The sequence below is a fragment of the Streptomyces sp. NPDC126499 genome, assembly GCF_040302485.1.
Lineage (GTDB): Bacteria > Actinomycetota > Actinomycetes > Streptomycetales > Streptomycetaceae > Streptomyces.
In genome coordinates, this window is the sequence record NZ_JBEOUO010000021.1 from 20454 (window position 1) to 41160 (window position 20707).

Sequence of the window (20707 nt, forward strand, 5' to 3'; positions counted from 1 at the left end):
TCTCCGACTCTTCGTGCGGGGTGGAGACTTCGGCGGCTCTCACGCGGGCGCGATCACGGTATCCGGCGGACACCGGTGGTGGCTACATCATTCGCCGACGGTGCCGAAGCGGGGCGGGCCGGCGAGCTCGTACGTGTGGATGCTGACGCCCGCGGCCGTGGTGCGGGCGTCGAGCAGCCGGAAGGCGCTCGGCGTGGCGCCCTCGGGGAACAGCCGGCGGCCGGCGCCGAGGACGACGGGGAAGACCAGCAGGTGGAGCCGGTCGATGAGGCCGTGGGCCAGCAGGGTCTGCGCCAGGCCGCCGCTGCCGTGCATCTGGATCTCGCCGTCGACGCGCTGCTTGAGCGCGGCGACGGCGTCGGCGGCGTCGCCCCGCAGCACCGTGGTGGTGGGCCAGTCGCCGGAGGTGAGCGTGGTGGAGACGACGTACTTGGGAAGGGAGTTGAGGGTGCTTGCCACCCGGTCGTCGGAGTCGGTCTGGTGCGGCCAGTAGCTCGCGAAGATCTCGTAGGTGCGGCGGCCGAGGAGGAAGGCGGCGGGCCGGGCGAAGACCTCGTCGACGAAACCGCCGAAGTCCTCGTCGACGTACGGGGCGACCCAGCCGCCCTTGTCGAATCCGCCGCTCGGGTCCTCCTGGGGGCCGCCGGGGGCCTGGTAGACGCCGTCGAGGGTGAGGAACTGGGTGAGGCTCAGGCTGGCCATGACGAATGCCCTCTCTTCCGCTCTTTCCGGACCATCGTGTCTCACCCGTATCGACCGCGCCCGCCCACGGATCTCATCGGTGGGCGCCTTGCCGTCCGTTTCCCGCCAGCACCGGGCTCGGCACCCGCGTTTGATTGAACTGGCAACGACAACCGAGCGTGAGGAGTACGGGGATGTCCCCGACGACGGCGATGAACGGCATGAACGGCATGAACGGCAAGGCGGTCCTGGTCACCGGCGGCAGCAGGGGCGTGGGCGCCGCGACGGCCGTGCGGCTCGCCCGGGAGGGGGCCGACGTGGCCTTCACCTACGTACGGGACGAGGTCCGGGCCAAGGAGGTCGCCGCCCGGATCGAGGCGCTTGGCCGCACGGCCCTGCCGCTGCGGGCCGACGCGGCCGACGCCGGTGACGCGGCGGGCGCGGTGGCGTGGGCGGCGGACGCGCTCGGCCGGCTCGACGTCCTGGTCAACAACGTCGGCGTGGGGGTGCTGGCGCCGCTGGAGCAGCTGGACCTGGCCGACGTGGACCGGGTCCTCGCCGTGAACGTCCGCTCCGTCTTCCTCGCCTCGCAGGCGGCGGCCGCCCGGATGACGGACGGCGGGCGGATCGTGACGATCGGCACCTGCATGACCCAGCGGGTCCCGGGCCCCGGCGGCACCCTGTACGCGATGAGCAAGGCGGCCCTGGTCGGCCTGACGAAGGCGCTGGCCCGCGAGCTGGGCGGCCGGGGCATCCACGCGAACATCGTCCACCCGGGCCCGACCGACACGGACATGAACCCGGCCGACGGCCCGTTCGCGGCCAGCCAGGCGGCCATGACGGCCCTGGGCCGCTTCGGCACCGCCGAGGAGGTCGCCGCCATGGTGGCGTTCCTGTCGGGCCCGGAGGCGCGGTACGTGACGGGCGCGGAGTTCTCGGTGGACGGCGGCCACGCGGCGTGACACGAGAGGGTGGAAGGGAGCGCGCGGCCCGGCCCCGAACCGGTCCGACGTGCTGCCCCACCCCAGGGAGTCCCGTGACGTGCGGCCCGGCCCAGGTGACCCCCGGCGTCCGGTCCCGTCCCCAGGCGATCCCGTGACGTGCTGCCCCGCCCGGCACCGATCCGACGTGATGCCCCGCCCGGCACCGATCCGACGTGCTGCCCCGCCCTCGGCGCCCACGAGCACCTCGGCGAGTGAGCCGAAGGGGTGCGCCGGGGGAACAGTGACGAACGCGCGCAGCCTCCCGAGGAACGAGGGAGGCGAGCACGTACGGCGCTGTGAGTCCGGCTCAAGCACCCCGGAGGCGAACCGAGCCACAAAAAAAATACGGGGCGCACCGGTGCTGTCGGGCCGGTGCGCCCTCGTGGGCCGGGCGGGGTGTCGTGCCCGCCCGGTTCCGGTGGGCGGGTGGGGTCAGCCGCCCAGTTCCTGGTGGCGGGCGGTCAGCCGGGCCGCGCCGGTCTCGGTGAGGGAGCCGAAGAGGCGGAGCCGGGAGATGCCGCCGTCGGGGTAGATGTCGATGCGGACGCGGGAGCCGATCGCCGGGCTGTCGAGGACGAAGCGGTGGTTGGTGTCGGGCTGGAGGCGGGTCCGGGGCAGGATCTCGGTCCAGTCCTCGGAGCCTTCGGCGGCGACGGAGAGCGCGGCCCAGCCCGCGCTGTTGCCCTTGAGGTAGGCGGTGTCGATCTCGACGGCGCGGATCTCGGACTCGGCGGCCAGGGAGTAGCGGATCCAGTCGTTGCCCTTGTCGCGGCGGCGGCGGGTCTCCCAGCCGTCGTCCATCTTGCGGGAGCGGCCGGGCTGGATGGTGTTGGTGGCCGGGGAGTAGAAGCGGTCGGAGGCGTCTTCGACCTGGCCGCCGTTCTCGAGGGCGGCGAGGTCGAAGGTGCCGAGGACGGCGAGCCATCGCGGGTCGGGGGCGACTTCGCCGTACACGCGGAGGCGGGCGATGCCGCCGTCGGGGTGCTGGTTGACCCGGAGGTGGGTGAAGCGCTGTTCGACGTCGACGGCGAAGCCGTTGGCGGCGTGGCCGCCGATGGCGGTGCGGGGGACGAGGGTGGTCCACTTGACGTCGTCGGCGAGCAGGTCCTCGGGCGAGGGGGAGCCGGCGACGGAGGTGGCCTCGATGGACACGGCCTGCGGGTAGTTGCCGCGGAAGTGGGCGGTGTCGACGACGATGCCGCGGATGACGCCGGGGGCGCCGAGGCGTACGAGGGCCCAGTCGTGGTCGTCCTCGGTGGGGTGGGGCTGTTCGGCGGAGACGCCTCGGCGGCGGCGGGTCTCCCAGCCGTCCATGATCTTGCCCTTGTGTCCGAAGTGCTCGGGGTCGAACTCGGCCGCCTCGGGCTTCAGGAGGTTCTCGCGCTCGGCGAAGAACTCGTCGTTGGCGGCGATGACGCCCGCGCCGAGGCGACGGTCGGCGAGGTCGGCGTACTGGGTGAAGGGGAAGTCGGCGGTGCGGTAGTCGGCGTAGGGGTCACCGCCGCCGTAGGGGCTGGCGTCACCGGTGAAGCGCGGTATGGCGGACACGTCAGTTGTTCCTTTCGAGGAGGCGGCCGGTGGGCTCGGTGAGGGTGCCGTGGTCGGCGATCCGCTCTCCGCGCAGCCAGGTGGAGGTGACGACGCCCTGCAGGGTCTTGCCCGCGTAGGCGGTGATGCGGTTGCGGTGTTCCAGCTCGTTGGGGTCGACGGTGAAGGTGGCGTCGGGGTCGAGGACGGCGAAGTCGGCGTCGCGACCGGCTTCGATGGCGCCCTTCTGGTGGAGGCCGGCGATCCGGGCGGGGGCCGTGGACATCCAGCGGGCGACGTCGTTGAGGTCGTGGCCGCGACGGCGGGCTTCGGTCCAGATGGCGGGCAGGCCGAGCTGGAGGGAGGAGATGCCGCCCCAGGCGGAGGCGAAGTCCGGGGTCTTGAGGTCGGCGGTGGACGGCGAGTGGTCGGAGACGATGCAGTCGATGGTGCCGTCGGCGAGGCCCTGCCAGAGCAGGTCCTGGTTGGCTGCCTCGCGGATGGGCGGGCAGCACTTGAACTCGGTGGCGCCGTCGGGGACCTCTTCGGCCGTGAGGGTGAGGAAGTGGGGGCAGGACTCGACGGTGATCCTGATGCCTTCGGCCCTGGCGGCGGCGATGAGCGGCAGCGCGTCGGAGGACGACAGGTGCAGCACGTGGACGCGGGCGCTGAGCCGGCGGGCCTGGTTGATCAGGTTCTCGATGGCCGTGTTCTCGGCGACGCGGGGCCGGGAGGCGAGGAAGTCGGCGTACTTCTCGCTGCTCTTGTGGGGTGCCGCGTCGAGCTCGTGCGGGTCCTCGGCGTGCACGATCATCAGGCCGTCGAAGCCGGCGATCTCGGCGAGGGAGGCGGCCAGCTGGTCCTGGTCGAGCTGCGGGAACTCCTCGACGCCCGAGGGGCTGAGGAAGCACTTGAAGCCGAAGACGCCGGCGTCGTGGAGCGGCCGCAGGTCCTTGACGTTGTCGGGGAGGGCGCCGCCCCAGAAGCCGGTGTCGATGTGCGCCTTGGGGCGGGCGACGTCCTGCTTGACGCGCAGGTTCTCGACGGTGGTGGTGGGCGGCAGGGAGTTGAGCGGCATGTCGAGGAGGGTGGTGATGCCGCCGGCGGCCGCGGCGCGGGTGGCGGTCCAGAAGCCTTCCCACTCGGTGCGGCCGGGGTCGTTCACATGGACGTGGGTGTCGACGAGTCCGGGCAGGACGACGTCGTCGCCGACGTCTTCCAGCCGGGCGCCGGCCGGTACCTCGGCGTCGTACGGAAGCACGGCCGCGATCTTCCCGCCGGAGACGGCGATCGACGCCGCGCGGGTCCCCTCGGGGGTGATGACGCGCGTCGAGCGCAGGACCAGGTTGACGTCCACCCGTACCCCTTCTTCTTCGGTGCTTCTTCCGCGAAGCAGAATTTCAACGAACTGTTGAAGGAGTCTGCGCGCGAGACGACATGTCGTCAAGGGCACACTTCCAGCATGGGGCGCCGAGGAACCCCACTTGGATGTTTCCATGAAGTGGAAGGGAAATTTCGTACAGTAGAACGTAGCTCCGCACATGCGGGGCGGACCAGGGCCCCTCCGAGCAGCCGCCGACAACGGACAAACACCCCCCTGACCGGCCCGGACGCGGGGACCTGGGCCGTGTGTCCGGCCCGGCGGCCCGGTAGGCTGCTGACTTGCCCGCCTGCCCCGAAAGGACCGTTGACGTGCCGACGTCCAGCGCCAGCACCACCGACGCCGCCAAGCCCGCCGCCGCGAGCGGAGGCGTCCAGTCCCTCGAGCGTGCCTTCGACCTCCTGGAGCGGATGGCCGACGCCGGCGGCGAGGTCGGGCTGAGCGAGCTCTCCGCCAGCAGCGGGCTGCCGCTGCCCACCATCCACCGGCTCATGCGCACGCTGGTCGCCTGCGGCTACGTCCGCCAGCAGCCCAACCGCCGCTACGCCCTCGGCCCGCGCCTGATCCGGCTCGGCGAGTCCGCCGCCCGGCTGCTCGGCACCTGGGCCCGCCCGTATCTGGCCCGGCTCGTCGAGGAGACCGGCGAGACGGCGAACATGGCCCTGCTCGACGGGGACGAGATCGTCTATGTCGCCCAGGTGCCGTCCAAGCACTCCATGCGCATGTTCACCGAGGTCGGCCGCCGGGTGCTGCCGCACTCCACGGGCGTCGGCAAGGCGCTGCTCGCGCACACCCCGGCCGACGAGGTCCGCGCGCTCCTCGCCCGTACCGGCATGCCGGCCGCGACCGAGAAGACCATCACCACGCCCGAGGGCTTCCTGGACGCCCTCGCCGTGGTGCGCGAGACGGGCTACGCGGTCGACGACAACGAGCAGGAGATAGGGGTCCGCTGCCTCGCGGTCCCCGTGCCCAACTCCCCCACCGCCGCCGCGATCTCCATCTCGGGCCCGGCCGGACGCGTGACGGAGGCCGCCACCGAGAAGATCGTCCCGATCCTGCACCAGGTCGCCGAGGAGCTGTCGGCGGCGCTCGCGAACACGGCGGGCAACGGCCAGGGCTGAGCCGCCGTTCCCCGCCCCGTGCGTGCGAAGGGCGCCCGGAACCGTGAGGCTCCGGGCGCCCTTCGCGTACGCGCGACCGTGCCCGGCCACGAGGCTCCGGGCGCTCGTCACCTACGCGCGACCGCCGGGCGGCGGCTCGGACCGCCGGGTGCCGGCTCAGACCGTCGCGGCCTGTGTCAGCCGACCGTCCCGCACCGACACCACCCGCCCCGCCCGCCCCACGTGCGTGCGGTCGTGCGTCACCAGGACCGTCGCCGTGCCCCGCTCCGCCGTCAGCGTCGCGAGCAGGTCCATGACGGCCGCGCCCCGCTCGTGGTCCAGGGCGCTGGTCGGCTCGTCCACCAGGAGCACCGAGGGGTCGTTCATCAGCGCCCTGGCGATGTTGACGCGCTGCCGCTGGCCGCCGGAGAGCTGGTGCGGGCGGCGGTGCGCCTGCTCGGCCAGGCCGACCGCGTCGAGCAGGTCGCGGGCCCGCTCCCGGGCCGCGCGCGGGTTCCGGCCGGAGAGGTGGGCCATGACCTGGAGCTGTTCGAGCGCGGTGAGCGAGGGCAGCAGGTTGGGCTGTTGGAAGACGATGCCGATCCGCTCGCGGCGAAGCAGCGCCTTCTCCGCCGGCCCGAGGGGCGCGGTGTCGGTGCCGGCCACGACGACCCGGCCGCGGTCCGGGGTCACCAGGGTCGCGGCCACCGCGAGGAGGCTGGACTTGCCGGAGCCCGAGGGCCCGACGACGGCGGTGAGCGCGCCCGCCGGGACGTCCAGACGGACGGCGTCGAGGGCGGTGAGGCGGCCGTCGCCGTCCGGGTAGGTCAGGGTCACGTCTTCGAGCCGCAGGCTCATCGGGCACTCCCGAGGGCGGTCAGGGGGTCGACGGCGGTGATCCGCCGGATGGACAGGGCCGCGCCGAGGACGCCGAGCACGATCATCACGGCGGCCGGACCGAGCACGGTCAGCGGCTGGAGGACGAAGGGCACGTCCCCACCGCTGATCAGCGCGCCGACGGCGACCGCGAGACCGGTGCCGAGCAGCGTGCCCGCGGTGAGCATCACCACGGCCTGGCCGAGCGCGTCCTTCAGGAGGTACGGGGTGGAGGCGCCCAGCGCCTTCAGGACGGCCACGTCGGCGCTGCGCTGGATCGTCCAGACGGTGAAGAAGGCCCCTATGACCAGGGCGGAGATGACGAAGAGGAAGCCGCGCATCATCTGCAGCGAACCGTTCTCGGCCTGGTAGGACCCTATGGCGGTGAGGGCCTCGTCGACCGTCCGCGACCGGGTGCCGGCGGCCTCGTCACCGGCCGCCCAGTCCGCGCCGGAGCCGCCGAGCGCGATGACGGTGGCCTGGGCGCCGGGCCTGGTGCCGCTGAGGCCGAGCTTCTGCCAGTCGTCGAGGGTGATCCAGACGACGGGCGTGTGGCTGTACGAGGCGTCCCCGGCGATCGCGGCGACGGTGACCTGCAGGGGGCCGAGGCGCACCGCCTCCCCGGTCCTGGCGTCCAGCTCCTTCGCGGCCGACTCCGACAGGACCGCGCGCCCGGGGCCGAGCCGCCCGCTCTCGGGAGCGAGGCCGTCGCCCGGCCGCGTACCGAAGGCGGAGAGCGCGGCCGTGCGGTCGCCGGCGGTGGCGTTGAGGGTGCGGATGCCGAGCGGTTCGGCGGCGGTCACTCCGGGCCGCTGGGCCCACCGCAGCCACTGGTCCGCCGTCACCGTCGAGTTGGTGAAGGAGACGGACTGCCCGGCGGGCGGCGCCGCGAAGGCCAGCCGGTCGGCGGGCAGGCCGGTGATGGCCGAGACGTTCTCGCGGGCGAGCCCGGCGGTCAGCCCGGACAGCAGTCCGACGAGCAGGGTGATCAGCACGATCACCGTGCCCATCAAGGTGAATCGCCCCTTGGCGAATCTCAGGTCTCTCCATGCCACGAACATGGGACCAAGCCTGCTCGTCCGGGGGCGCGTCGGGCATCGCGCCACGGATGGCTCGGCAATCAAACTTTCGGTTGAGTCCGGATCGTCCGGACCCGCCCGCGCCCGCGCATACGCTGGACGGACCATGGATCCCCGATCGCTCACCCCCGCCCTGCGCGTCCTGCGCCTGTGCCTCCATCTGCTGATGGCGGGCCTGCTCGCCCTCGCGGCGCTGCGCGCCCACGCCGCCCCTGGGGTCGCGGCGGCGGTGGCGACCGGCGCGGTCTACGGGGCCGGTTCGCTGCTGCCCCGCGTACGGGACGCGGTGCGGGCGTCGCGGCGGGCGGCGGCGGTGTGGCTGGCCGGGCTGTGCGCGGCCTGGCTGCTGCTGCTCGCGGCCACGCCCGAGGGGCTGTGGGTGGCCTTCCCGCTGTACTTCCTCCAGCTGCACCTGCTGCCGGGGCGCTGGTCACTGCCGGCGGTGGCGCTGACGGCGGGCGCGGCGATCCTGTCGTACGTGGGTCACGGCGCCCCGCTGAACCCCGGGGTGTTCATCGGGCCGCTGCTCGGCGCGGCGGTCGCCGTCGCCACGGTCCTCGGCTACCAGGCGCTGTACCGGGAGAGCGAGCGGCGCCGCCGGATGGTCGAGGAGCTGATCGCCACCCGGGCCGAGCTCGCGGCGGCCGAGCGGCACGCGGGGACGCTCGCCGAGCGGGAGCGACTGGCCCGGGAGATCCACGACACCCTGGCGCAGGGCCTGTCCTCGATCCAGCTGCTGCTGCGGGCCGCCGAGCGGGCGCTGCCCGAGGACTCGGCGGCCGCCCGGCACATCGAGGAGGCCCGGCGGGCCGCGCAGGACAACCTGGCGGAGGCGCGGCGCTTCGTACGGGCCCTGACGCCGCCCGGCCTGGAGCACGGTTCGCTCGCCGGGGCGCTCGAGCGGCTGTGCGGGACGACGGGGCCGGACGGTCCCCGGGTGCGGCGCTCGGTGAGCGGGACGCCGGTCGCGCTGCCCACCCCGTACGAGGTGGCGCTGCTGCGGATCGCCCAGTCGGCGCTCGCGAACACCGTTCGGCACGCCTCGGCGTCGCGGGCCGAGATCACCCTGTCGTTCATGGGCGGTTCGGTGACGCTGGACGTGGTGGACGACGGCAGGGGCTTCGACCCGGCCGCGGTGCGCGGCGGGCGGCCGTCACCGGAGGGCGGCTTCGGCCTGACGGCGATGCGTTCGCGGGCCGAGTCGCTCGGCGGCTCCTTCACCGTCGAGTCGGCGCCGGGCCAGGGCACCGCCGTGGCCGTCTCCCTGCCCCTTCCGCTGCCCCTGCCCTCCGCCTTCCCCCTGCCCACCGGAGCCGACGCATGACGATCCGACTGCTGCTCGCCGACGACCACCCGGTGGTACGGGCCGGGCTGCGGGCCGTCCTCGACACCGAGCCCGACTTCGCGGTGGTCGGGGAGGCGGCGACGGCCGAGCGGGCGGTCGAGCTGGCCGCGGCCGGGGGCGTGGACGTCGTCCTGATGGACCTCCAGTTCGGCGCCGGGATGCACGGCTCGGAGGCGACGGCCGCGATCACCGCCGTACGGGGCGGGCCGCGGGTGCTGGTCCTGACGACGTACGACACGGACGTGGACATCCTGGCGGCGGTGGAGGCCGGCGCCTCGGGCTATCTCCTGAAGGACGCCCCGCCGGAGGAGCTGGCCGCGGCGGTACGAACGGCGGCGGCCGGCCAGTCGGCGCTCGCCCCCGCGGTGGCACACCGCCTGATGGACCGGATGCGGACGCCCTCGGAGGCCCTGACCAAGCGGGAGCTTGAGGTGCTCCAGCTGGTGGGCGAGGGCCTGTCGAACCAGCAGATCAGCAAGGCGCTGTTCCTGAGCCAGGCGACGGTGAAGTCCCACCTCGTGCACATCTTCGCCAAGCTGGGCGTCGACTCCCGCACGGCGGCGGTGGCGGCGGCGACGGCCCGCCGGCTGATCAGGCGGTAGGCGCCAGGACGACGTCCGGTGGGGTGCGGGGGCGAGGGCCCGGGGGCTCCGGCGGGCCGGCGACCGGGGGGCTCCGGCGGCCCGGCGGCCGGGGGGCTCCGGCGGCCCGGCGGCCGGGGGGCTCCGGCGGCCCGGCGGCATCGCTCACCCGCTCACGTTCCCGCGCGCGGGCCGGGGACCGGCGGGTCGGGTGTCTGGCCGCCGGTGACGGGCGGGCCGAAGAGCTCGACGGCGCCGCGGACGGCGGCGAGGCCCTCGGCGAGGGCGCTGACGGAGCCGACGGCGCCCGCGATCAGCAGGAGCGCGCGGCGCAGCCGCCACACCTCGGGGGCGCCGCTGGTCGCCATCGCGTCCAGCGCGGCGAGCTCGTCCTCGGCGATCCCCCGGTCGGCGAACTCCCTGCGGTGCCCGGCGAGGTCCCGCCGGAGCCGGGACACGGCGGCGCGCAGCTCGGCCACCCTCGGGTCCACGCCGTCAGCGGTCACTCGCCTCTGCCCCACGCCTCGCAACATGGTTCTCCCCCCACGCACGACTCTGTGCCGACCGTCGAGCGGTGGTCAGGCGCTCGGGGTCGCGGGCCAGTTAACTCCCTCGCGCGCCCGGCGCGCCAGCGGGCGGACACAGTTTCAGGCATCCGAGTGGTGCGCCCCCGATGCGGTATGCAGTCCCCATGATTCATGAGACCTCTGGGACGGAAGAAACCTCCGCCCGCACCGCGCCCGGCCGCACCGAACCCGCACCCGCGCCCGCCCGCCCCGCCGTCGCCGGCGAGCCGCTCGTCGCCGGGCTGCTGCTCGCGGCGGGGGGCGGTCGGCGGCTCGGAGGGCGGCCGAAGGCGCTGCTGTCGCACCGGGGCCGGCCGCTGGTGGAGCACGCGGTGCGGGTGTTGCGGGAGGGCGGTTGCGAGGTGGTGCACGTGGTGCTCGGGGCCGCGGCCGACCGCGTACGGGCGGAGGCGAGGCTGCCGGGGTGCGTCCTGGTCGACAACCCGGAGTGGGCCGAGGGCATGGGCTCTTCGCTGCGGGCGGGGCTCGCGTCGCTGGAGGCGGAGGCGCTGCCGGTGGAGGCGGCCCTGGTGTCGCTGGTGGACCAGCCGGGGATCGGGGCGGCGGCGGTGGCGCGGGTCCGGGAGGCATACCGCGGTCCCGGGAGCCTGGCGGCGGCCTCGTACGAGGGTCGGCGCGGCCATCCGGTGCTGTTCGGCGCGGACCGCTGGGCGGGGATCGCGGCGGGCGCGGTCGGGGACCAGGGGGCGCGGGACTATCTGAAGGAGCACGGGGATGCGATCACGCTCGTGGACTGTTCGGATGTGGCCGAGCCCTATGACATCGACACGGAGGCGGACCTGGTGCACCTGGAGTGAGTGGCGTGGCACTGAGCGCCACGTTGTGTCGAGCCAAAGAATCTCGACATCAACAAACCATTGAACTTCCACCATGAGGAAACTAGTATCCACTGTTCAGAAGCGCCTGATCCTCCGTGACGGCGCTCCCGGCCGTATCCCGGCGCCTGTGGCACTGCGTGCCGCACGACGACGCCCGGCGGCCGGATGGCACCGCCCGTGAAGTCCGCTGAAGGAAGTGACAGTTCATGTCCGCACCAGCGCCGTCCTCCCTGGTCGTCGTCGAAGCCGAGCCCCTGCCGCGCCAGGAGGAGGTGCTCACCGACGCGGCCCTCGCCTTCGTGGCCGAGCTGCACCGGCGGTTCACCCCGCGCCGCGACGAGCTGCTCGCCCGCCGGGCCGAGCGCCGCGCCGAGATCGCCCGCACGTCCACGCTGGACTTCCTGCCGGAGACCGCGGCGATCCGCGCCGACGACTCCTGGAAGGTCGCTCCCGCCCCGGCGGCCCTGAACGACCGGCGCGTGGAGATCACCGGCCCGACCGACCGCAAGATGACGATCAACGCGCTGAACTCCGGCGCCCGCGTCTGGCTCGCGGACTTCGAGGACGCCTCCGCGCCCACCTGGGAGAACGTGGTCCTGGGCCAGGTCAACCTGATCGACGCCTACACCCGGAACATCGACTTCACCGACCCGAAGTCGGGCAAGTCCTACGCGCTGAAGCCGGCCGAGGAGCTCGCCACCGTCGTCATGCGCCCGCGCGGCTGGCACCTGGAGGAGCGTCACCTCACCGTCGACGGCCGCCCGGTGCCCGGCGCGCTGGTCGACTTCGGCCTCTACTTCTTCCACAACGCCCAGCGTCTGATCGACCTCGGCAAGGGCCCGTACTTCTACCTGCCGAAGACCGAGTCGCACCTGGAGGCCCGCCTCTGGAACGACATCTTCGTCTTCGCCCAGGACTACGTCGGCATCCCGCAGGGCACCGTCCGCGCCACGGTCCTCATCGAGACCATCACGGCCGCGTACGAGATGGAGGAGATCCTCTACGAGCTCCGCGACCACGCCGCCGGTCTGAACGCGGGCCGCTGGGACTACCTGTTCTCCATCGTCAAGAACTTCCGTGACGGCGGGCAGAAGTTCGTCCTGCCGGACCGCAACGCGGTCACGATGACGGCCCCGTTCATGCGCGCGTACACCGAACTCCTCGTCCGCACCTGCCACAAGCGCGGCGCCCACGCGATCGGCGGCATGGCGGCCTTCATCCCGTCCCGCAAGGACCCCGAGGTCAACAAGGTCGCCTTCGAGAAGGTCAAGGCCGACAAGGACCGCGAGGCCGGCGACGGTTTCGACGGCTCCTGGGTCGCCCACCCCGACCTGGTCCCGATCGCCATGGCCTCCTTCGACGCGGTCCTCGGCGACAAGCCGAACCAGAAGGACCGGCTGCGCGAGGACGTGTCGGTGGCCCCCGGCGACCTCATCGCCATCGACTCGCTGGACGCGAAGCCGACGTACGAGGGGCTGCGCAACGCGGTCCAGGTCGGCATCCGCTACATCGAGGCCTGGCTGCGCGGCCTGGGCGCCGTCGCCATCTTCAACCTGATGGAGGACGCGGCCACCGCCGAGATCTCGCGCTCGCAGATCTGGCAGTGGATCAACGCCGAGGTCGTGTTCGAGAACGGCCGGAAGGCCACCCCCGAACTCGCCCGCGAGGTCGCCGCCGAGGAGCTGGCCGCGATCCGCGCGGAGATCGGCGAGGAGGCCTTCGCGGCCGGAAAGTGGCAGCAGGCGCACGACCTGCTGCTGCACGTCTCCCTCGACGCCGACTACGCGGACTTCCTGACCCTCCCCGCGTACGACCAGCTGGTCGGCTGACCGCACAGCAGCCGCCCGGCCCCGTCCACGGCCTCGAGAAGGCCCCGCCCCCGGTGTTCGCACAGCACCGGGGGCGGGGCCTTTCGCCGTTTGCACACGTTCGATCCCCGTTTCGATCCATGGTGTTTCACAAGTCACGTGACGCAACCGAGACGCGCAGCTACCTAGCGGTAACAAGCCACGGCATGCGAAATTCCGCCATGCCACCGGCCGGCGGCTGTCCCCCACCGCTCCGCGTACGACGCCGTACGCACACCGCAGGAGTACAGCCATGCCCTCGTCCCCTCACCGTGCGCTGCGCGGGTCGCTCGTGCTGTGCCTCGCCGCCGCGCTCTCCGCGCTGGTCCCCTCCCCCGCCGTCGCCTCGCCCGGCTCCGGCCCCACCGCCGTCGTCGCCATGGGCGACAGCTACATCTCCGGCGAGGCCGGCCGCTGGCAGGGCAACAGCCTGACCACCAGCGGCAGCCGCAACGGCACCGACCGCGCCTGGACGGGCAGCGGCTACGACCCCTCGCGGGTCTACGGCACCACGGCGGCCAACGGCTGTCACCGCTCGGACACCGCCGAGGTGAAGAGCGCCGGGCCGATCGCCTCCGCGCTCGTCAACCTGGCCTGCTCGGGCGCGACCACCGACAACGTCTTCCGGGCCGCGCAGGGCGGAGTCGCGTACAAGGGCGAGGCCCCGCAGGCCGACCAGCTCGCCACCGTCGCCCGTACGCACGACGTGAAGCTGATCGCGCTGTCGATCGGCGGCAACGACCTCGGCTTCGCCGACATCATCACCACCTGCGCGACCGACTACATCGTCTGGTACTCCTACTGCCACGACGACCAGCAGGCCGAGGTGGACGCGAAGATCGACGGGGTGATGGCGGACGTCGGCAAGGCGATAGACGAGATCCGGACCGTGATGACCGGTGCCGGCTACGCCTTCGGCGACTACCGGATCGTGCTCCAGTCGTACCCCTCCCCCATCCCCCGGGCCGCCGAGAACCGCTACTCCGAGAGCGGCTGGAGCCGGACGAACACCGGCGGCTGTCCCTTCTGGGACAAAGACTCCGACTGGGCGCGCGACTCGCTCGTGCCGCAGATCGCGAACCGCCTCAAGGGCGTGGCGGCGGCCAAGGGGGCGCAGTTCATGGATCTGCGCGACATGCTCCAGGGGCGCGAGGTGTGCGCGAAGGCCAGCAAGCAGGTGAGCGCGACCGTGCCCGCCTCGGCGGCGACCAGCGAGTGGGCCCGCTGGATCGACCAGAACCAGACGCAGGGACCGCTCCAGGAGAACATGCACCCCAACGCCTACGGGCAGGCGGCGCTCGGCCGCTGCCTGGCGCTGGTCAACGAGCGCACCAGCGGCAACCACAGCTGCCGCAACACGGCGGGGACGGGCGCGTCGGGGATGTACCTCACGGCAGGCTGATGCCGAGGGGGCCGAGGACCCGGGCCGTCTCGTCCCGGTCGGCCTCCGCCATCGCGCGGACCAGGGCCGCCGAGCCGCCGGGCCAGTCCGCAGCGGCCGCGTCGAAGGCGGCGCGCCGGGACTCCAGGGGGCCCCGCTTGCCGGGCAGGCGGTCGAGGACGTGCAGGGCCAGGGCGGCCCGGGGCACCGCGTCCGGGTCGACCGTCTCCCCGCGGGCCCGCAGCTCCTCGGCCGCCCGGGCGCCGGCCACGGGGTCGCCGACGGCCCGGCGCAGCGCCGCGGTCGGGGCGGCGGACCAGTCGAGGAGGCCGAGCAGCGCGCGGGTGGCGGCGGCGTCGGACGTACCGGCATGGACGCTGCCCACGGCGCCGAGCAGCTCGCTCCAGGCGGCTTCGGCACGGTCGCCGTTTCCGTCTCCGGCGCCGTGTCCGGGGGTGCCGCCGGGAGCCACGACGGTGCTGTCCCGGAGGGTACCGCCCGGGGTGTCGCCGTGTGCGCGCAGCCACTCGGCGAGGACCCGGGCCGCGACGGCCGGGGGCCAGCCCTGGGCGGCGGCCACGAGCGTGGGCGCGTCCCAGGCGGCCGTCTCGGTGGCGTCGGGCACGGCGACCCCGCGCACCGCGAGGAGGTAGCGGACGACGGCTGCGCCGTGCGGGGTGAGGCCGAAGGCGTCGCCGCTGCGGAAGACGAGCCCGGTCGCCGCGAGCCGGTCGACGACCGCGGCCAGCTGGTGCGCGGGCCGGTCGAGGCGGGCCCGGTCGGTGTCGTTGGTGCCGGGCGCGCCGAGCAGCCGGGCGAGTTCGCCGGCGGTCGGGGTGGTGTATCCCGGGGAGGCGGGCGGCGGTACGCGGACGGGCGCGTCCTCCAGGGCCGGGTCCACCGTCCAGTCCTCGAACTCGGCGGCCCGGCGGGCGACGGACTCGGCGGAGCAGCCGCGCTGGTAGAGGGTGTAGAGGAGGTGCGCGGCCTCGCTGCCGTACGTTCCGGTGCCGGGGGCCGCCGCCGAAGGGGCCGCCCCGGCTCCGGCCTCGGGCCCCGCCTCCGGTCCGGTCTCGGAGCCCGTCCCGGGTCCGGCCTGGGGCCCCGCCTGCGCGAGGGCGTCGACGGCGGCGGCGAGCAGATCGGCGTCGCGTTCGAGGTCTTCTTCGAGGGCTCCCCGGACGGCCTCCGCGGCCTCGGGCACCGGTGGCGGCAGGGGTACGGACGGGTCCCCGTAGTAGTCGAGGTGCTCGTCGAGCAGGGCGTCGGCGAGGGCCAGGTGGGGGAAGTCGTCCGGTCCGGGCGCGAGGTGCGCGTAGTCGCCGGCGAGGCCCTCGGCGAGCCCCGCCGCGGTCCAGCGGTCGAGCAGCGCGGCGGCGACGGCGCCGATGCCCCGGGCCACGTCGTGGTCGCTCAGGACCGGCCCGGCGGCCGGCGGCCGCTCGGCGTCGCGGACGTACGCCCGGGTCAGGGCCTCGGCGAGCAGCACGTCGGCGAGGGCGGTGCGCCCCATCAGGTCCGCCCGCCGCACACCGTCGGGCAGCGGCGGCGCCTCCAGCCTGCCCAGCCACGCCCGGACGGCCTCGGGGTCGTCGGGATCGGTGCCGTCGGCGCGCAGGAGCTGGGCGTACCAGCGGGGCCAGGTGAGGTTGCCGGGGTCGCGCATGGCCCGTTCGAAGTCGCCCGCGGCCTCGCCGATCACGCTGTCGACCCGCGCCCGCCGCTCCCCGTCGAACCGCGCGGCGAGCGCCCTGAGCACCGCCGGGTACAGGTCGAGCTCCTCGGGTGCCGCGCACACGAAGGCGGGCAGGTCCTCCAGGAGCAGCCGCTCGGCCAGCTCGGGCGTCGGCTCGGGCACCCCGGCCGCCCGGTCCGCCCCGCGCAGCGCGAGCAGCCCGAGCACGGCCTCCACGGCCCGGACGGCTGCCGGGCCCCGGAACTCGGGGCTCGCCTCCAGGAAGGTGTCGAGCCCGGTGTTGGTGAGGACGATCTCGGCCACGCTTCCCAGCGTAGTTCCGGGCGGGTCGGGACGCTCAGACCGTGACGGCGGTGCGCGGGGCGGAGAAGTCGCCCCAGGTGCCGTCGGGGAGCTTCGCGCGGAGGGTGAGGGTGTGGCGGACGCCGGGGGTGGCGGGGACGGTGAGGGTGTAGCTCACGGGGCCGGGCGGCGGCTGGGCGCCCCAGACGATGGTGGTGGCGAAGCGGCCGTTCAGGTGGAGTTCGTACTCCTTGACGGGGGCTCCGGTGCGGGGCGGGGTCCAGGTGAGGGTGATCGCGCCCTTGGCGGCGCGGGCGGTGAGGTGGGTGGGGGCGGTGCTCGGCCGGGCGCCGGGGGCCGGGGCGGTGGTGAGGTCGGCGGGATCGCTGTCCGGGGAGGAGTTCTCGGCGGCGTCGCGGGCGCGGACGGTGAAGGAGTAGGCGGTGCCGGGGCGCAGCCCGGTCAGGCGGGCGGTGGTGGCGGTGCCGGGGACGGTGTGGACGCGGGAGTCCGCCTGGTAGACGTCGTAGGCGGTCACCCGGGTGTCGTCGCGGGCGGGGCGCCAGCTGAGGGTGGCTCCGTCGCGGCCGGCCGGGGCGACGCCCAGGGCGGTGGGGCGGGTGGGCGGCGTGCGGTCCTCGACGGTGGCGGCGAGGGTGGTGGCGGTGACGGCCGCGCTGTCCGGGGAGACGTTGCCGGCGGCGTCGCGGGCGCGGACCGTGAAGGTGTGCGGGGTGGCGGGGGCGAGGCCCGTGACGTCGGTCATCAGGGTGCCGGCCGGGAGGTCGCGCACCTTGCGGCCCTGGCGGTAGACGGCGTAGCCGGTGACGGCCCGGTCGTCGGTCGCGGCGGCCCACATGACGTGGACGGTGGTGGAACTGCCGGCGGTGGCGGTGACGGCGGTGGGCACGGAGGGGGCGCGGGTGTCCTTGGCGGCTTCGGCGGCGCCGGAGCAGGCGGTGAGGGCGGGGGCGGCGAGGGCGAGTGCGGTGAGCGTCAGCAGGCGTGCGGCAAGGGGGCGTTGCACGGGGTGCCTCCGTCCGGCCGGGCGGTCCGTGAAAGGTCTGGACCTGTATGACACAGGGGTCGGGGGCGCGACAAGGGGGCGGCGGGCGGGGCTGAGGAGAGGGCGTTGTCAGTGGGGTGCGCTTCACTGGGTTCATCACTCTCCGTAGTCGAATCTGGGGGAATCGTGACGGACCGTACGACATATGTGTCCCTGGCCGGGCTGCGCGGGCGCGGCTGGAGCGACGCCATGGTCAACGAGCTGCTCGGCCAGGCCGACGTGCAGGGCCGCGACCCGCGGCGCTGGTCGCCCGCCCCGGTGCGGCTCTATCTCCTCGCGCGCGTCGAGGCGGTGGAGCGCACCCCTGAGTTCACGTCCGGGCGGTCCTCCGCGGCGACGGGCGTGGCCGCCGAGCGGCGGCGCCGCGCCGTGCTGGCCGCGATCCGGGCGGAACCGATCGAGGTCCCCCGCATCCCCACCCCCGAGCTGGAGCGCCGTGCGGTCCGCCACCGCCACCTGCTCGGCGCGCGCGGCCCCGGCGGCGTCACGGCGGGCGCGATGGTCCGCTGGCAGGTGGGCTACCTCCGCCACGCCCTCTCGCGCTACGAGTCCCTCCTCGACGACCTCTACGGCGACACCGGCCGCGCCGAGGCCGAACGCCTCCTGCGCCGCCGCCTGTACGAGGCCATCGCGGCGGCCTATCCGGCGCTGGCCCCGGAGTGCCGGCGGCGGATGGCGGTGGAACGGTGAGCGCGGTCGGAGGGTGCGGGGTGCGGGGCGCCCGGCGGGGCCGGACCGGGGCCGGTGCCCGGATCGGGTGCCGCGCTGGGGCGGTGGCGTGCCGGGGCGGTGCCGTGCCGGGGCGGTGCCGTGCCGGGGCGGGGCGCCGTTCGGCATCAAGCGGTCGGGGGGCGCCCGGCGGGGCCGGGCCGGGGCCGGTGGGGCAATCGGTGCGCGCCAGCCCGACGCGTGGTCCGACGGGGGCGCCGCTCGGCACCCCGCGCTCGGGGCGGGGCGCGCGATGGGCCCGGTGGTCCGGGGACGTCAGTCCTCAGGTGCGGCCCCAGCCAGCAGCAGCGCGGCCACCCGGCGGCACGCTGCCGGGACGGGTGCGATGACCGGCACGGCGAGGCGAGTCTGGAGGGCGGTGGCGGCGTCGCCGAGCGGGCCACCGCCGATGACGACGGCCTCGGCCCCGTCCCGTACGACACAGGCGCGAACGGCCGCTTCCAGGGCGGTGAGGAGCGCGTCGGGGTGGGCGGCCAGGCGGTCGGGAGCACCTGCGGTGAAGCGTGCGCCCGTGTACGAGGCGGCGAGGCCGAGGCGCTCGACCTGGGCGGCGAGGGAGCCTTCCAGGCGCGGGGTGGTGGTGGCGATCCCGAAGCGCCTGCCGCCGACGGCGGCCTCGGCGAGGGCCGCCTCGCCGATGCCGACCACGGGCACGGCGATCACGGGCACGGCGACCGGAGGGACGGCGACCGGACCGCTCGCCGGGCCGAAGGAGGGACCGCTCGCCGGGGTGTCCACCGGCCCCGGCACCGCCAGGCCGTACACCGACCGGGCGCCGTCAGATCGGCCCATCCGCTCCGGCACCGCCGGCCCGTACGACGACCGCGCGCCGTCAGGCCGGTCCACCGGCCCCGGCACCGCCAGGCCCGACACCGACCGGGCGCCCTCAAGCCGGTCCGTCCGCCCCGGCGCCGCCGGGCCGTACGGCGGTGGTACGGGGCCGTCCGGTCCCGCCGGCGGGGCGAGGGCCGCGCCCCCGGCCGGCGGGGCCGCGAGCCGGACGGGCGGCCACGCGCCCCTCAGCTCCGACACGCCCGGGTCGCCGAACGCCGCCACGATCAGGGCCGCGCAGTCGCCCGAGGCCAGGGCCTGGTGGGCGGCGGTCAGGACGTGGGGGACGGCGGCCCGGAGGGCGGTCGGGGTGGTCAGCACGGCCGGGCCGTGGGCGGCCGTGACGCCGCGGACGCGCAGGCCCGTGCCGGCCAGCGCGCGGCGGGCGATCGCCGTCATCATGCGGGTCGTGGCCGTGGCGGTGTTGGGGTTGATCAGCACCACGGCCGCGGCCCCGGGCCCCGCGGGGTGCGCGGGGGCCGGGGCGGTGGGGTGCGGACGGTGGCGGCGGTGGCTCAGTGGACGTGCGCCGCCTTCGCCGTACGGGTCTCCGAGATCTCCTCGCCCGGCTCCATCGGAGCGGTCACCTCGTCGTCGTCCCGGCGTCGGCCGAGGTGGTTGAAGACCACGTTGAGCAGGACGGCGGCGACACAGCCGGTGGAGATGCCCGAGTCCAGGATGATCTTCGCCGTCTCCGGGAAGGCGTGGTAGAACTCCGGCTTGGTGATCGGGATGATGCCGACCGCGAGCGAGACGGCCACGATCAGGACGTTGTTGTCCTTCTCCAGACCGGCCTTCACCAGGGTCTGGATGCCGCTGGCGGCGACCGAGCCGAAGAGGACGACGCCCGCGCCGCCGAGCACCGGCCGCGGCACGACCGAGATCAGCGAGGCGGCGACCGGCGACAGGCCCATGAGGACCAGGAAGCCGCCGCCGGCCGCGACCACGAAGCGGCTGCGGATGCGGGTCATGGCGACCAGGCCGATGTTCTGCGCGAAGGCGCTGCACATGAAGCCGTTGAAGAGCGGGCTGATGGCGGAGCCGAGGGTGTCGGCGCGCAGGCCGGCCGCGATGGTCTTCTCGTCGGCGGGCCGGTCGACGATCTCGCCGAGGGCCAGCATGTCGGCGGTCGACTCGGTCATGGAGACCAGCATGACCACGCACATGGAGATGATCGCGGCGAGGGCGAACTGCGGGGCGCCGAAGTGGAAGGGGGTCGGGAAGCCGACGATGTCGGCCTCCGTCACCGGGCTGAAGTCGGTGACGCCGAACGGGATGGCGATGAGGGTGCCGATGACGAGGCCGACCAGGACGGCGACCTGCTTGAGGAAGCCGCGGGTGAAGCGGCGCAGCAGCAGGACCACCACGAGGGTGATGCCGGCGAGCGACAGATAGGTGGTCGACCCGTAGTCCTTCGCCGCGGGGTTGGGCCCTTGTGCCCAGCCGAAGGCGACCGGCAGCAGGGAGACGCCGATGAGCGTGATCACGGAGCCGGTGACCACCGGCGGGAAGAACCGCACGAGGCGGGAGAACCAGGGGGCGGCTATGAAGCCGAGGAGTCCGGCGACGATGATCGCGCCGAAGATGACGGGGAGGGCGTCGGCCTTGTCCTTCGTCGTGTCGATGATCGCGAGCATCGGGGCGACGCCGGCGAAGGTGACGCCGTTGACGAAGGGCAGCCGGGCGCCGATCTTCCAGACGCCGAGGGTCTGGAGGAAGGTGGCGAGGCCCGCGGTGAAGAGGCTCGCGCCGGTGAGGAAGGTCAGTTCGGTGCCGGAGAGGCCGACGGCCGCTCCGACGATCAGGGGCGGGGCGACGACTCCCGCGTACATCGCGGCCACGTGCTGCAGGCCGCTGGTGAGCATCTTGATGGGTGGCAGCGTCTCGTCGACCGGATGCTTCTCGCGGTCTTCGGGG

At 74.4% G+C, this 20707-nt stretch carries 18 protein-coding genes; 8 read left to right on the top strand and 10 right to left on the bottom strand.

Translation table 11 applies throughout. From position 1 onward, the window contains the following. Positions 1–87 precede the first annotated feature (87 nt). The gene (locus ABTZ91_RS26315) at positions 88–702 is read right to left on the bottom strand and encodes a dihydrofolate reductase family protein (RefSeq protein WP_352079714.1); all 615 of its coding nucleotides are present in this window, start codon (positions 700–702) and stop codon (positions 88–90) included. 173 nt (positions 703–875) lie between these two features. On the opposite strand from ABTZ91_RS26315, the gene ABTZ91_RS26320 reads away from it, so the two are divergent. Continuing rightward, complete coding sequence (locus ABTZ91_RS26320; RefSeq protein ID WP_407078026.1) at positions 876–1643, top strand: SDR family oxidoreductase; 768 nt, start codon at positions 876–878, stop codon at positions 1641–1643. Positions 1644–2096: 453 nt separating this feature from the next. Here the strand turns inward: ABTZ91_RS26320 and alc are convergent, their stop codons facing one another. Together alc and allB are read right to left on the bottom strand one after the other, a co-directional pair. Continuing rightward, the gene (gene alc / locus ABTZ91_RS26325) at positions 2097–3212 is read right to left on the bottom strand and encodes an allantoicase (protein WP_352079715.1); all 1116 of its coding nucleotides are present in this window, start codon (positions 3210–3212) and stop codon (positions 2097–2099) included. Between the two features lies 1 nt (position 3213). After that, positions 3214–4548 carry an allantoinase AllB gene (allB, locus tag ABTZ91_RS26330; RefSeq protein WP_352079716.1) on the bottom strand — a complete coding sequence of 445 codons (1335 nt, stop codon included), beginning with the start codon at positions 4546–4548 and terminating at the stop codon, positions 3214–3216. A gap of 335 nt (positions 4549–4883) precedes the next feature. Between allB and ABTZ91_RS26335 the strand changes: the two genes are divergently transcribed. Beyond that, complete coding sequence (locus tag ABTZ91_RS26335) at positions 4884–5693, top strand: IclR family transcriptional regulator (protein ID WP_352079717.1); 810 nt, start codon at positions 4884–4886, stop codon at positions 5691–5693. A gap of 156 nt (positions 5694–5849) precedes the next feature. Here ABTZ91_RS26335 and ABTZ91_RS26340 read toward each other — a convergent pair whose 3' ends face one another. Both ABTZ91_RS26340 and ABTZ91_RS26345 read right to left on the bottom strand, forming a co-directional pair. Continuing rightward, positions 5850–6530, bottom strand: coding sequence for an ABC transporter ATP-binding protein (locus tag ABTZ91_RS26340; protein ID WP_352079718.1), 681 nt, complete (start codon positions 6528–6530; stop codon positions 5850–5852). Then, complete coding sequence (locus ABTZ91_RS26345; protein WP_352079719.1) at positions 6527–7609, bottom strand: ABC transporter permease; 1083 nt, start codon at positions 7607–7609, stop codon at positions 6527–6529. The genes ABTZ91_RS26340 and ABTZ91_RS26345 overlap by 4 nt, the downstream gene beginning before the upstream one ends. Positions 7610–7733: 124 nt before the next feature. Here ABTZ91_RS26345 and ABTZ91_RS26350 point away from each other — a divergent pair, with 124 nt between their 5' ends. Beyond that, positions 7734–8951: a sensor histidine kinase gene (locus ABTZ91_RS26350; protein ID WP_352079720.1), complete on the top strand. Its 1218-nt coding sequence runs from the start codon at positions 7734–7736 to the stop codon at positions 8949–8951. After that, positions 8948–9574: a response regulator transcription factor gene (locus tag ABTZ91_RS26355; RefSeq protein WP_352079721.1), complete on the top strand. Its 627-nt coding sequence runs from the start codon at positions 8948–8950 to the stop codon at positions 9572–9574. Before ABTZ91_RS26350 ends, ABTZ91_RS26355 begins: the two co-directional genes overlap by 4 nt. 152 nt (positions 9575–9726) lie before the next feature. Here ABTZ91_RS26355 and ABTZ91_RS26360 read toward each other — a convergent pair whose 3' ends face one another. Then, positions 9727–10086: a DUF5955 family protein gene (locus ABTZ91_RS26360; protein ID WP_352079722.1), complete on the bottom strand. Its 360-nt coding sequence runs from the start codon at positions 10084–10086 to the stop codon at positions 9727–9729. A gap of 158 nt (positions 10087–10244) precedes the next feature. On the opposite strand from ABTZ91_RS26360, the gene ABTZ91_RS26365 reads away from it, so the two are divergent. The 3 genes from ABTZ91_RS26365 (at position 10245) to ABTZ91_RS26375 (ending at position 14207) form a co-directional block, all read left to right on the top strand. After that, positions 10245–10937 (top strand): nucleotidyltransferase family protein, encoded by a 693-nt coding sequence (locus tag ABTZ91_RS26365; RefSeq protein WP_352079723.1) that lies wholly within the window; start codon positions 10245–10247, stop codon positions 10935–10937. Positions 10938–11164: 227 nt separating this feature from the next. Further along, entirely contained in the window at positions 11165–12787 is a 1623-nt protein-coding gene (gene aceB, locus ABTZ91_RS26370; RefSeq protein ID WP_352079724.1) for a malate synthase A, read from the top strand. 271 nt (positions 12788–13058) lie between these two features. Beyond that, a complete protein-coding gene (locus tag ABTZ91_RS26375; RefSeq protein ID WP_352079725.1) occupies positions 13059–14207 on the top strand; it encodes a GDSL-type esterase/lipase family protein in 1149 nt (382 codons plus the stop codon). Here ABTZ91_RS26375 and ABTZ91_RS26380 read toward each other — a convergent pair. Both ABTZ91_RS26380 and ABTZ91_RS26385 read right to left on the bottom strand, forming a co-directional pair. Next, the gene (locus ABTZ91_RS26380; protein WP_352079726.1) at positions 14194–16185 is read right to left on the bottom strand and encodes a hypothetical protein; all 1992 of its coding nucleotides are present in this window, start codon (positions 16183–16185) and stop codon (positions 14194–14196) included. The genes ABTZ91_RS26375 and ABTZ91_RS26380 overlap by 14 nt on opposite strands. A 34-nt stretch (positions 16186–16219) precedes the next feature. Further along, on the bottom strand, positions 16220–17191 hold the full coding sequence (locus ABTZ91_RS26385; RefSeq protein ID WP_352079727.1) for a fibronectin type III domain-containing protein: 972 nt from the start codon (positions 17189–17191) through the stop codon (positions 16220–16222). 165 nt (positions 17192–17356) lie between these two features. Here ABTZ91_RS26385 and ABTZ91_RS26390 point away from each other — a divergent pair, with 165 nt between their 5' ends. After that, on the top strand, positions 17357–17920 hold the full coding sequence (locus ABTZ91_RS26390; RefSeq protein WP_352079728.1) for a hypothetical protein: 564 nt from the start codon (positions 17357–17359) through the stop codon (positions 17918–17920). A gap of 294 nt (positions 17921–18214) precedes the next feature. Here the strand turns inward: ABTZ91_RS26390 and ABTZ91_RS26395 are convergent, their stop codons facing one another. Both ABTZ91_RS26395 and ABTZ91_RS26400 read right to left on the bottom strand, forming a co-directional pair. Then, positions 18215–19234 (bottom strand): aspartate/glutamate racemase family protein, encoded by a 1020-nt coding sequence (locus ABTZ91_RS26395; RefSeq protein WP_352079729.1) that lies wholly within the window; start codon positions 19232–19234, stop codon positions 18215–18217. 71 nt (positions 19235–19305) lie between these two features. Then, positions 19306–20655 (bottom strand): nucleobase:cation symporter-2 family protein, encoded by a 1350-nt coding sequence (locus ABTZ91_RS26400; RefSeq protein WP_352079790.1) that lies wholly within the window; start codon positions 20653–20655, stop codon positions 19306–19308. Between the last annotated feature and the right edge of the window lie 52 nt (positions 20656–20707).